Genomic DNA, 11879 nt, shown 5'->3' on the forward strand with positions numbered 1-11879 from the left:
AAAACTTTTGTCTATATAGGAGTGTTAAGGGGAAAGGTATCCATTTCCCCTTAATTTTTTTGGTTATTTGACCTCTCGGATCATAATTTCAGACGGAATTACGCTGCCTTGCCAGTAGAGTTCTGCGGCGACTTGGGCGGCGAGTTTGGCGTAGGCTTGGCTGATTTCGTGTTCAGGGGCAACGGCAACCGTTGGGGTGCCTGCGTCTAAGTCTTGGCGTAGGCGGATGTGTAACGGCAGTTGCCCTAGCACTTCAACGCCATATTTCTTCGCCACTTTTTCTGCCCCGCCCGTGCCGAAAATGGTTTCGTGGTGTCCGCAGTTTTCGCAGATATGCACGCTCATATTTTCGATAATGCCGAGAACAGGCACGGATACTTTTTTGAACATTGAGATGCCTTTGACCGCATCAAGCAAAGCAATATCTTGTGGGGTGGTAACCACCAACGCCCCCGTAACAGGGATTTGCTGCGAAAGGGTCAGTTGAATATCGCCCGTGCCTGGGGGCATATCGATCACAAGATAATCCAACTCATACCACCAAGTTTCGTTGAGCAACTGGCTTAATGCACTGCTCGCCATCGGGCCTCGCCAAATGGTGGCGTTGTCGGCATCCATTAGGTAACCAATCGAATTGGATTGCAAGCCGTAAACTTCAATCGGGGTGATGTGTTGATTGTCTGGCGAGGTTGGGCGTTGGTCGGTCGCCCCTAACATATGGGGAATGGACGGGCCGTAAATATCTGCATCTAAAATTCCCACTTTCGTCCCTTGGGCTTTGAGGGCGAGGGCAAGATTTACCGCAGTGGTCGATTTCCCTACCCCCCCTTTGCCAGAGGTTACCGCAATGATATTTTTCACGCCGTTTACCGCAGGGTGGTTGTTGGCACGTTTGAGGGTGGCGATTTGGTAATTTATCACCCATTTCACACCGCTTGCATTGGTGATCTGTTTCAATTTTTCGCTGGTTTCTGCCTGCAAAGCCTCAAAACCGCTGTTCCACGCAAAGGGCATTGTCAATTCAAGGCGTAAAATCCCCGCCCCTAATTCCGCTTTTTTGAGGGCATTTAACTCAATCAAATCTTTTTTGAGGGTAGGGTGCGAAAAGTTTTGCAATACTGCACGAATCTCGGCAAGTTGCTGTTCAGTCAGTTGGTTCATTGATAATTCCTATTTCGGTTGGTTGTTCAGGTTTTTGGCGAGAAAGATCTCGACTATAAATAATTTCGCTCTGGTTACTGCTTTCAATGCCCGTCAGGCTTGGATCGACCATCACCTGCCGTTGTAGTTGGAATAACGGTAATACGACAACATCATTTTGCAACTGTTGCACGATCTGTTGGATCAATTTTACTCGATCTTCATCGGTCAGGGCTTTTGACGTCAGTCGTTCCAGTTTTTCATCCAGCTCACTATTGTGATAGCCGTTAAAATTGTTCGGATCTTTGGAATGAAACGGCATCAAAAATTGGGCGGGATCGGGGTAATCCGCACAAAAAGTGGAATGAATAAGCTGAAATTTGAATCTTTTCCGTTGAATTTCAAGGGCTTGCGGATCTTGCATTTGGGGAATAATGCGAAACAGATCCGACTGCATTAGCGAGCGAACCAGTTGATCCGCCACGGCGTTATGTAGCGGTTGCTCGTTATAGCTCAAATTGAGGCGTAACGGATCATCGGGGGTAACGCCCGCTTGGGTTAAAAGCTGTTCCACCAGCATTGACGGCGATTTGTTGTTACTTTCAATCGCAAAGGTGTCGGGCAACACGTTGAAATTGAGTTTGCCAAAACGAGCGTGAAAGGTGGTGGACATCACGGCGGTTTTAATCGCTTGGCGAACGGCTTTTTGGTTTAGTAGCGGATCTTTAAAGTTAAATTCGTAGCTGTAACGGCATAAACGAGGCAAATTGACGATATTTTGCTTCTGTTTTGGCTCGGGGTTTTCCAGCAAATCTAGATCGTTCGGGTTTTTATTATTGTGCGGATCGAGCAGATGATAATTGACCTGCTGAAAAGCCGTTTCTGCTTGGCGGGCTTTTAAGGTTAGCTGGTGCGGATTGCGTTGCACAATTTTGTAATCGCCATTGCTGATAAATTCGCCCTCGGGGTTTGGGGTTTTGCCCTCAAAGGTGGGAAGCAGGGCAGAATGGGCGAGCATTTTGGCAAGCTGAAAATTCGGGCGTTCTAAATCAATAATCAAGGTGTGGGCGTTGAATGCCGATACGCCGAGATTTTCCAACGGCATTTTGCCACGTTGGATTTTTTCCGCATTAAGCAAGCCCATTTGGATCAGATAAGCCGCGAGGGGCGAGCGATTTTTCGGATCGATTAAACGTTGCCAACTCGCCACAAAATCTTGGGCGGTAACGGGTTGCCCGTTCGACCATTCAGCAAGTTCGTTCAGCATAAAAATCCACGTTTTGCCGTCATCGGTAAACCATTCGCTCGCAATACCAGGTACGATTTCGCCCGTAACGTTAAATCGCATTAAGCCGATAAAAAGATCGCGGATCGGGGCGGTGTCGGCGGCAGTGGTGGCGAACAGCGGATCAAGCTCAAACGCCGTGCCGTAAAGCCCGCGATTGAGGATTTTCGGCGAACGGCTTTCTGTTTCGGTGGTTGGCTCGATTTGCTGTTCAATTTGTGGTTCAACTTGTGGGGTTACGATAGTTTCGCTAGTTTGTGGATCAAGGGATTTTTCGCAACCCGTAAGGCTCAACATCAGCAGACAGCAAGCGGTGAGATTTGCCAAAATTTTCGCAAATCTTACCGCTTGCATTGTTAAACGTGAGCCGAGTTTTATCATTTTAATTCAGTGAAGTTAAGCCTGGGAAAAGGTTGCTCAATCCCGCCACGATAATTTCAATCCCCAACGCCATTAGGATCAAGCCCATAATACGGGTAACCACGTTCGAGCCAGTTTTACCCAATTTTTTCACGAGGGGGGCGGAAAAGCGGAACAGAATGTAACAGATCATCGCAAACACAATAATGGCAACGCTGAACCCGATGTAATCCACCCAGTTGTTGTAACGTGTTCCCCACACAATGGTTGAGCCGATTGCCCCCGGCCCTGCCATAATCGGCATCGCCAACGGCACCACGCCGATGTTTTCGTAATCTTTCACATCTTCGTTTTTTTCTTCTTTATTTTGTTTATGTTCGCCGAGTTTTCCGCTGATCATCGTCATCGCAATGCTCACAATCAAAAAGCCACCCGCGACACGGAACGAGTTCAACGAAATGCTAAATGCGTCAAGGATAAATTTTCCAAAATAGAGGCTGACTAATAAAATAACCCCAATGGATAGCGAAGTGATCAGGCTGGTGTGGTTGCGTTCTGTTTCGTATTGATGAGCTGTCATACTGAAAAAAATAGGCAAACCGCCAAAGGGATTGACGATAGCAAACAGCCCGATAAAAAATTGCAAATAAATGGCGAAGTTGATCACAATATCCACGTTGAAAACTCATCAAAAATAGCCGACAAAAGGGCGTTTATTATAGCGAGGAACGGCTAAGAACGGAAATGTTTGCCGAAAAAAAGCCCCTCAAAAGAGGGGCGAATAAACTTACTAATGGAGTCATACTTATGAAAAGTATGGGGGGATTATAATCCCCTCGGCTTGGGTTGCAACTTTTTTGTAACAAAAATGCAAACCAATGTTCAAATTTGTGAACGAGATCACGCTTTGTGCGGATTACGGGTGTTAGCATCCACCAAATTTCGCATCAACAAGGCGAAATCTAATTCCACATCCGCTGGCACATCAAGGAACACAAAATGCCCGTCCCCCAATGCGGCTTCCACCGCTTCATTTTTGCGGTTGAGCATTTTTTCGATTTTGAACACGATATTCCCTTTCGGGGTCATCATTTCCACTTCATCGCCGAGTAGGAATTTATTTTTCACGGCGACTTCCGCCATTCCTTGCTCGTTGCGTTTGCCTGTAAATTCGCCGACAAACTGTTGGCGTTCCGAAATCGAATAGCCGTAGTCGTAATTTTGATATTCATCGTGGGTGTGGCGACGTAGGAAACCTTCGGTGTAGCCACGGTGGGCAAGGCTTTCGAGGGTGTCCATTAGGCTTTCGTCAAACGGCTTGCCCGCAGCGGCATCGTCAATCGCCTTGCGGTAAACCTGTGCCGTTCTCGCACAATAGTAGAAGGATTTGGTACGCCCCTCGATTTTGAGCGAATGTACCCCAATTTGAGCCAACCGCTCAACGTGTTGCACCGCACGCAAATCTTTCGAGTTCATAATGTAAGTGCCGTGTTCGTCCTCGAAAGCGGTCATTTGGTCGTCTGGTTTTTGCGATTCGGTCAGCAAGAACACTTTTTCAGTGGTGCTGCCCTCGCCAAGGGTTGGGGCGACATTTTTGATCTCAATCTGTTGGCTCGGATCGACTTTCGAGACGATATTACCGACTTCGTCCGTTTTGCCCTCTTGCACCTGATATTCCCAACGGCAAGCATTAGTGCAAGTGCCTTGGTTTGGATCTCGCTTATTGATATAGCCCGACAGCAAACAACGCCCCGAATACGCCATACACAACGCCCCGTGCACGAAAATCTCGATTTCCATTTCGGGCACTTGCTCGCGGATTTCGGCGATTTCCTCAATCGACAATTCACGGGAAAGGATCACTCGGGTCAAGCCCATTTGTTTCCAAAACTTCACGGTCGCCCAGTTCACCGCATTCGCCTGCACTGAAAGATGAATATCCATTTCAGGGAAATGCTCACGCACCAACATAATCAACCCTGGGTCAGACATAATCAACGCATCGGGCTTCATCGCCACCACAGGTTCGAGATCTTTGATAAAGGTTTTGAGCTTGGAATTGTGCGGGGCGATATTGACCACCACATAGAATTTCTTACCGAGGGCGTGGGCTTCGTCAATCCCGATTTTGAGGTTGGCGTGGTTAAATTCGTTGTTGCGAACACGCAAACTATAACGAGGCTGACCCGCATAAACTGCGTCCGCCCCATAGGCGAAAGCGTATCGCATATTTTTCAACGAGCCAGCTGGCGATAAAAGTTCTGGTTTATTTTGTAGCATATAGTTCTCTTTCTGATAACAAGTCAGGACTTTCCGCACGGGAAAGCGTAAAAGGGCGGTATTTTCAAGCAATTAGCGATTTTTGGCAAGGATTTGATCCGCAAGCGGTAGGATTTCTTGAAATTTTGCCAATAAAAAACCGTGCCAAGCACGGTTTTAAGATAATCCTTTATTTTTGTTCCGATTTTTTGGAATCTGGGGCAACTTCCACTTTGCTGACCATATAGCCAAAAGTCCAAATAATGATATTTAGAATAATCAATCCAATCGTGAGTTCCATTTTAATCCCCCTTTTTGGTGGTTAGCCGAATAACTCGGCTCACAATTAAACAACCATAAGCACATAACGTCAATAGGCTAATGTTAAATAATTTTTGTGCAATCGGATCTTTGCTATAAATCATAACAGGTATGGCTAAAATAGCAACCTTTGCGACATCAAGGCACAATTTGCCCCAATCTTCGAGGGTTTCTTTTTCTATCGGGGAACGAAACAGATTCAGCATTTTGATGACCTTTGTGGTTGAACATTTGAGGAAAATATAGGCGTTTTTGTTTTTTGAGCAAGGGGCAATGTTTAATTTTTCGATCACGATCGACAAATTTGTGGGATAATTAGCCGTTTTATTTTATGAGCGGTAAAATTTGCCAAAATCTTACCCCTTGTTTTTCTCTATCCAATTAAGGAATTTTTTATGAAATTAAAACATCTTTTTTCCGTGGGATTACTTGCCGTTTCAGCGGTAGCGGTGGCAAATGGCGTAATGATGGAAATGTTCCAAATGAAACGTCAGCTCAATGAATTAACCCAAGCGGAATCCGTTGAGGCGTTCCGTGCTTCGGCGAAAAATTTTATTGAAGTGTCGGAAAAAGCCCAAGCCACAATGCCTGCCAGCTTAGACGGCGATCAAAGTCGTTTTGTAGGCTATCAAAAAGGAATGCAGGAAGTGATTGATGTGGTGAAACAGGCGGATAGCCTTGCTGAGCAGGGCAAGCTCGATGAAGCCAAAGCCTTAACCGAGAAACTTAACGATCTGCGTAAGCAATATCATAAAGAATATAAATAAACGCAAGCGGTGAGATTTCGTGAAATTTTTGAGAATCTCACCGCTTGTTTTTTAAGGAAGAAAATGACCGAATCTACTTCATTAACTCGCATTTTAGTCGCCACCGCTGCGGTAGTGGTGATCCTCGCAGGGGTCAAAGCGGCGGCGGCAATTATCGTGCCGTTTTTGCTCTCGCTGTTTATTGCGATTATCTGCTCGCCGCTGATTAAGCAAATGACCAAACGGAAAATACCGCTAGGTGTTGCGATTGGGGTGCTATTTGTGCTGATCGTGCTGGTATTTACCTTTTTGGCGGGCTTGATTGGTAGCACCATTCAAGAGTTCACCGCCTCAATTCCGCAATATAAAGTGCTACTCGCCGAGCGAATCAGCACGCTGCAAGCCTTGATCGAGCGTTGGAATTTGCCGTTTAACATTTCTCGTGAAACGGTGCTGGCGAATTTTGATCCGAGCGTGCTGATGAATTTCGTCAGCCGTGTGCTATCTAGCTTTTCGGGCGTGGTGTCGAACGTGTTTATTTTGCTGTTGGTGGTGGTGTTTATGTTGTTGGAATCCCCCGTGGCGAAATACAAACTCGCCCTTGCCCTCAGCCCCGATGATGATCTTTCCAACGAAGAATTTTACATTGAGCGAGTGCTGGAAGGCGTGATCGGCTACCTCGGTGTCAAAACCTTGATGAGCCTACTCACGGCGGTTTTGGTATGGGGCTTGCTCACTGTTTTTGATGTGCAGTATGCGGTATTGTGGGCAACTTTGAGCTTTTTACTCAACTACATTCCGAATATCGGTTCGATCATCGCCGCCGTGCCGATCATCGTGCAAGCCTTGTTGCTCAATGGTTTTTCGATCGGGCTTGCGGTTACGGTGGGGGTGATCGCCATCAATATGGTGATTGGCAACGTGTTAGAACCTAGAATGATGGGCAAAAAATTGGGGCTTTCCACCCTCGTGGTGTTTCTTTCCCTCTTATTTTGGGGCTGGTTGCTCGGCACGGTGGGAATGTTGCTTTCCGTGCCACTCACAATGGCGATCAAAATCGCCCTTGAATCTAGCCACAGCACCCGCCGTTATGCGGCGTTGTTGAGCGATGCGGTGGAAATTAAACATTAAGAAAAATGCCACGCAATTTGCGTGGCATTTTAGTTGGGATTAACCGTTCAGCAATTTATTCATTCGCTTGATAAACGCCGTTGGGTTTTCGAGTGAGCCGCGTTCGGCGAGTAGGGATTGTTCAAACAGCAATTCAAGCCATTCGTTAAATTCCGCTTCGTCCGTGATGTCGGCAACCCGTTTGATCATTGGGTGATCAGGGTTGAGTTCAAAGGTGTATTTCACCTCTGGGGCGGATTGTCCCATTGCAGCGAAGAGTTTCGCCATTTGGGTAGTCATTTCATCGCTGTCGGTGGACACAATCGCAGGGGTGTCGGTCAAGCGGTGGGTTAGCACCACTTTTTTAACCCGCTCGCCGAAGTAGCCGTTCGCTCGTTCGAGGAATGAGCCAAATTCCGCTTGCTGGGCTTTTTCCGTTTCTTCCGCAGGTTTGTCGGCGAGGTCGCCTAAATCCAAATCAGATTTGGTAATACTTTGTAGCGGTTTGCCGTCAAATTCAGTGAGGTGTCCGACTAACCATTCATCAATGCGATCGGAAAGTAACAACACTTCGATCCCTTTCTTGGCGAAAATTTCAAGATGTGGGCTGTTTTTCGCCGCTTGGTAGCTGTCGGCGGTGAGGTAGTAAATCGCTTTTTGCCCCTCTTTCATTCTCGCAATATAATCGGCGAAACTAACCGCTTGTTCGCTGCTTTCGCTCTGGGTTGAAGCAAAACGTAACAAGCCCGCCACCTGATTTTTGTTGGCAAAATCTTCGCCCACGCCCTCTTTCAGCACTAAGCCAAATTTACGCCAAAACGTTTGATATTTTTCGCTGTCGTCTTTGGCGAGTTTTTCCAACATTTGCAACGCACGTTTAGTGAGTGCTGAACGCAACGAAGCGGTTACGCGATTTTCCTGCAAAATCTCACGGGAAACGTTGAGCGGCAAGTCGTTGGTGTCGAGCAAACCACGCATAAAACGCAGGTAGTTCGGCATAAAGACTTCCGCATCGTCCATAATAAACACACGTTGCACATAGAGCTTCAAGCCGTGTTTTTGCTCACGTTGGAACAGATCCCACGGGGCTTTGCTCGGCACATAAAGCAAGCTGGTGTATTCCTGTTTGCCTTCCACTTTGTTGTGCGACCAAATCAGCGGATCGGCAAAATCGTGGCTCAAATGTTTGTAAAATTCTTGATATTCTTGCTCGGAAATTTCATTTTTAGCACGCGTCCAAAGGGCTTGGGCTTTGTTGATTTTTTCCCATTTCGTACCGCTTTCTTTGCCCTCGTCATCATATTCTTTGGTTAAAATTTCCACCGGTAACGCAATATGATCCGAGTATTTGCCGATAATTTCACGCAAACGCCACTCGCTCAAAAAGGCTTTTTCATCTTCACGCAGGTGCAAAATCACGTCTGTGCCACGCCCCGTTTTTTCGATGTCGGCAACGGTGTAATCGCCCTCGCCAGCGGATTCCCACTGCACCCCTTGGCTCTCGCCAGCGGCACGGCTTTTTACCACCACTTTATCCGCCACGATAAACGCCGAATAAAAGCCTACCCCGAATTGCCCGATCAACTGGCTATCTTTGGCTTGATCCGCCCCGAGGGCGTTCAAAAATTCCTTCGTACCCGATTTAGCAATCGTGCCTAAATGATCGATGATCTGCTCACGGTTCATTCCGATACCGTTATCGCTGATCGTAATTGTGCCAAGGGTTTCGTCCACGCTGACACGCACCCGCAACTCGCCGTCCCCCTCGTAAAGTTCAGGGTTGGAAAGAGCCTTAAAGCGAAGTTTGTCGGCAGCGTCTGAGGCGTTGGAAATCAGCTCACGCAGGAAAATTTCTTTGTTGGAATAAAGGGAATGGATCATCAACTGTAACAGTTGTTTGACTTCCGACTGAAAGCCACGAGTTTCTTGGTTTTGAGTCATTGTTGTTCCTTATTATTTGCAAAAAACACACCCAAAATGGGGGATTTTTTAAGGATTTCAAGGGCAAAAGTTGCTACAATGCGATTTTTTATTTTATCGGTGCAATTATGGAACTTCGTTATTATTTTATTTTTGCAGGGCAAATTTTAGTCTTGCAACTTTTTCTATGGTGCTTAAACAAAACTATTGCGTGGCTATTTAATTTAACACCAAGTAGTTATAAAAAAATCTCTCTCTTTACCTTTATAACAGGTAATATATTCGTCATTTTAAGTCTGCTAAGAATTAGCCCCTTTGACTTTAAATTTATCGGAAGAATGTTATCAATTTTACTGTTTGTCTTTTTTAGCAGTTTTCTTACCGCTTGTCTTTTAAAAATAGGGCGACATCATTCCACCTTAAATCGCCTATTAAAAATCGCCTATCCCTTTATTTTTAGCGGATTTATTGGGCTTGCCATTTATAATGCTTATACGCCGAGGGTAGTTTCTTATTCGGTACAAATTGATAAACCCCTTACCAAACCTTTAAAAATCGGCATTGCCAGCGATCTACATTTAGGTAAATTAGTCGGCAAACAGCAGATTGATAAATTGGTTAATTTATTTAATCAGCAGCAAGTCGATCTGATTTTATTGGCGGGCGATATTATGGACGACACCACCCAAGGTTATTTGGCAGATAATTTACAACCAAATTTATCAAAATTAAAAGCACCTCTCGGGGTTTATGTTGCTTTGGGAAATCACGATTATTTTGTCGAGCCTGAAAAAATCCGCCAAGAATTAGAAAAAGCAGGTTTAACCGTATTAGAAGATGAAACGGTTAATATCAACGATCAATTTTATATTATTGGACGAAAAGATGAACTGGTTAAAAATAGACAAACAAGCGGTCAGTTATTGGCAAATTTAGACCAAACCAAACCGATTTTTTTAGTCGAGCATCGTCCCTCACAAATTGAGCAAAACAGCCAACTGCCGATTGATTTAGCTGCAATGGGGCATACCCACAAAGGGCAAATTTTCCCTGCCAATTTCATCACCAAACTGGTGCATTTTATGGATTACGGCAGCCAAAAAGTCGGCAATGGAAACTACATCGTAACCTCAGGCTTCGGCTTCTGGGGAGTACCGTTCCGCTTAGGCTCGCAGTCAGAAGTAGTGGTGGTTGAAGTAACGGGCAAGCAGTAACTTTTTAAGTGTCTTACCGCTTGCCATTTTATTTTAGTGGATTTCCGCCAAAACCTGCGTCAATAATTTCCAATAAATTTCCACCGCGGGGATATGCACTTTTTCGTCTGGGGAATGGGCGTTGCGGATTGTCGGGCCGATTGAGACGAGATCCATTTCTGGGTAGGCTTTTTTGATTAAGCCACATTCTAGCCCGGCGTGGATTACTTTGATTTTTGCCTCGTAGCCTAAAATTTGGTCGTAAATTTGCTTGGTGAGGGCGGTGATGTTTGAGGTTGGTTCGGGTTGCCAACCTGGGTAGTCGCCCGAAAATTCGACTGTCGCCCCAGCGAGTTGGGCGAGGGATCGCAATTTGGCTCGCACGTCCGCTTTGCCCCCCTCGATCAGCGAGCGAGAGAGGATCGTGCCGATCAAGCGGTCGTTTTCAATCGCTAAAATGCCGATGCTTAACGAGGTTTCCACCACATTTTTCACCACATCACTTTGGCGGATCACGCCGTTTGGTAAGGCGTTGAATAGGGCAATCGCCTGTTGGGTGGATTGGGCGGTAAGCACTTGATTTGGCTTGTCCGTTGGTTCGATTAACAGGGTGAAATTCGGCTCGGCGAATTGTAATTCTTGCTTGATTTGTTCGCCCAGTTGCGCAATACAAGCGGTGAGATTTGGCTGATTTTCTGCGGATACCGCTAAAATCGCCACCGCTTCTCTTGGGATCGCATTACGCACCGATCCGCCTTTGAACTCAGCAAGTTGGAACGAGGCAGGCAAATCGGCGAGCAGGCGAGCTAGCACCTTGATCGCATTGGCTCTATTGGTGTGAATGTCGCAGCCAGAATGTCCGCCCTGCAAGCCTTTGAGGGTAATTTTGAGGGCGTTGGCAAGGGCGTTAGATTCTCGCTCAATCGGCAATTCAAGGCTGACATTTTCGCCCCCTGCACAGCCGATGTAGATTTCGCCGTTGTCTTCGGTGTCGGTGTTGATCATTATTTTCGATTGCAACCAGTTGGCTCGCAAGCCAATCGCACCGCTCATTCCCACTTCTTCGTCCATTGTCAGCAACACTTCCAACGGTGGGTGGGTGAGGTTGTCGCTATCCAACACCGCCAAGCACGAAGCCAGCCCGATGCCGTTATCCGCCCCCAGCGTTGTGCCTTTGGCTTTGACCCACTCGCCATCAATGTAGGGCTGGATTGGGTCTTGCTCAAAATTGTGCGGGGTGTCGGCGTTGGCTTGGGGAACCATATCCAAATGGGCTTGCAACGCAATCGGGGTGGCGTTTTCCATTCCTGCGGTGGCAGGTTTGCGGATCAAAATGTTGCCGACTTCATCTCGCTCAACAAAAAACGCCTTGGCTTTCGCCCAGTCGATGATGAATTGTGCCAATTTTTCTTCGTGATAAGAGGGGTGCGGAATCGCACAAATTTTGTCGAACCATTGCCATAACAGGCTTGGGGAAAGGCTTGAAATCTCAGACATCGTTGATCTCCGTTCGTTGATTGGGGGAAACAAGCGGTGGTTTTATGT

10 protein-coding genes are annotated in these 11879 nt (G+C 46.5%); 3 read left to right on the forward strand and 7 right to left on the reverse strand.

Annotated features, from left to right (window positions below; genetic code table 11):
• Positions 1-63 precede the first annotated feature (63 nt).
• The 5 genes from apbC to B0187_RS02205 form a co-directional block, all read right to left on the reverse strand.
• Positions 64-1161: an iron-sulfur cluster carrier protein ApbC gene (gene apbC, locus B0187_RS02185; RefSeq protein WP_078236233.1), complete on the reverse strand. Its 1098-nt coding sequence runs from the start codon at positions 1159-1161 to the stop codon at positions 64-66.
• Positions 1145-2806, reverse strand: a complete 1662-nt coding sequence (locus tag B0187_RS02190; RefSeq protein ID WP_078236234.1) for a peptide ABC transporter substrate-binding protein — start codon at positions 2804-2806, stop codon at positions 1145-1147. The genes apbC and B0187_RS02190 overlap by 17 nt, the downstream gene beginning before the upstream one ends.
• A 1-nt stretch (position 2807) precedes the next feature.
• Positions 2808-3461: a YchE family NAAT transporter gene (locus B0187_RS02195; RefSeq protein WP_078236235.1), complete on the reverse strand. Its 654-nt coding sequence runs from the start codon at positions 3459-3461 to the stop codon at positions 2808-2810.
• A 224-nt stretch (positions 3462-3685) separates the two neighbouring features.
• The gene (trhP, locus tag B0187_RS02200; protein WP_078236236.1) at positions 3686-5065 is read right to left on the reverse strand and encodes a prephenate-dependent tRNA uridine(34) hydroxylase TrhP; all 1380 of its coding nucleotides are present in this window, start codon (positions 5063-5065) and stop codon (positions 3686-3688) included.
• A gap of 281 nt (positions 5066-5346) precedes the next feature.
• Entirely contained in the window at positions 5347-5571 is a 225-nt protein-coding gene (locus B0187_RS02205) for a hypothetical protein (RefSeq protein ID WP_078236283.1), read from the reverse strand.
• A gap of 189 nt (positions 5572-5760) precedes the next feature.
• On the opposite strand from B0187_RS02205, the gene B0187_RS02210 reads away from it, so the two are divergent.
• Both B0187_RS02210 and B0187_RS02215 read left to right on the forward strand, forming a co-directional pair.
• The gene (locus B0187_RS02210) at positions 5761-6132 is read left to right on the forward strand and encodes a cytochrome b562 (protein WP_078236237.1); all 372 of its coding nucleotides are present in this window, start codon (positions 5761-5763) and stop codon (positions 6130-6132) included.
• Positions 6133-6195: 63 nt separating this feature from the next.
• The gene (locus tag B0187_RS02215; RefSeq protein ID WP_078236238.1) at positions 6196-7242 is read left to right on the forward strand and encodes an AI-2E family transporter; all 1047 of its coding nucleotides are present in this window, start codon (positions 6196-6198) and stop codon (positions 7240-7242) included.
• 39 nt (positions 7243-7281) lie between these two features.
• On the opposite strand, the gene htpG is transcribed toward B0187_RS02215, so the two are convergent.
• The gene (gene htpG, locus B0187_RS02220) at positions 7282-9162 is read right to left on the reverse strand and encodes a molecular chaperone HtpG (protein WP_078236239.1); all 1881 of its coding nucleotides are present in this window, start codon (positions 9160-9162) and stop codon (positions 7282-7284) included.
• A 107-nt stretch (positions 9163-9269) separates the two neighbouring features.
• Between htpG and B0187_RS02225 the strand changes: the two genes are divergently transcribed.
• Positions 9270-10355: a metallophosphoesterase gene (locus B0187_RS02225; protein WP_078236284.1), complete on the forward strand. Its 1086-nt coding sequence runs from the start codon at positions 9270-9272 to the stop codon at positions 10353-10355.
• Positions 10356-10388: 33 nt separating this feature from the next.
• On the opposite strand, the gene B0187_RS02230 is transcribed toward B0187_RS02225, so the two are convergent.
• Entirely contained in the window at positions 10389-11831 is a 1443-nt protein-coding gene (locus tag B0187_RS02230) for an aminoacyl-histidine dipeptidase (RefSeq protein ID WP_078236240.1), read from the reverse strand.
• Positions 11832-11879 lie beyond the last annotated feature (48 nt).

This window comes from Haemophilus paracuniculus (genome assembly GCF_002015115.1).
GTDB classification, from domain to species: Bacteria; Pseudomonadota; Gammaproteobacteria; order Enterobacterales; family Pasteurellaceae; genus Haemophilus_E; species Haemophilus_E paracuniculus.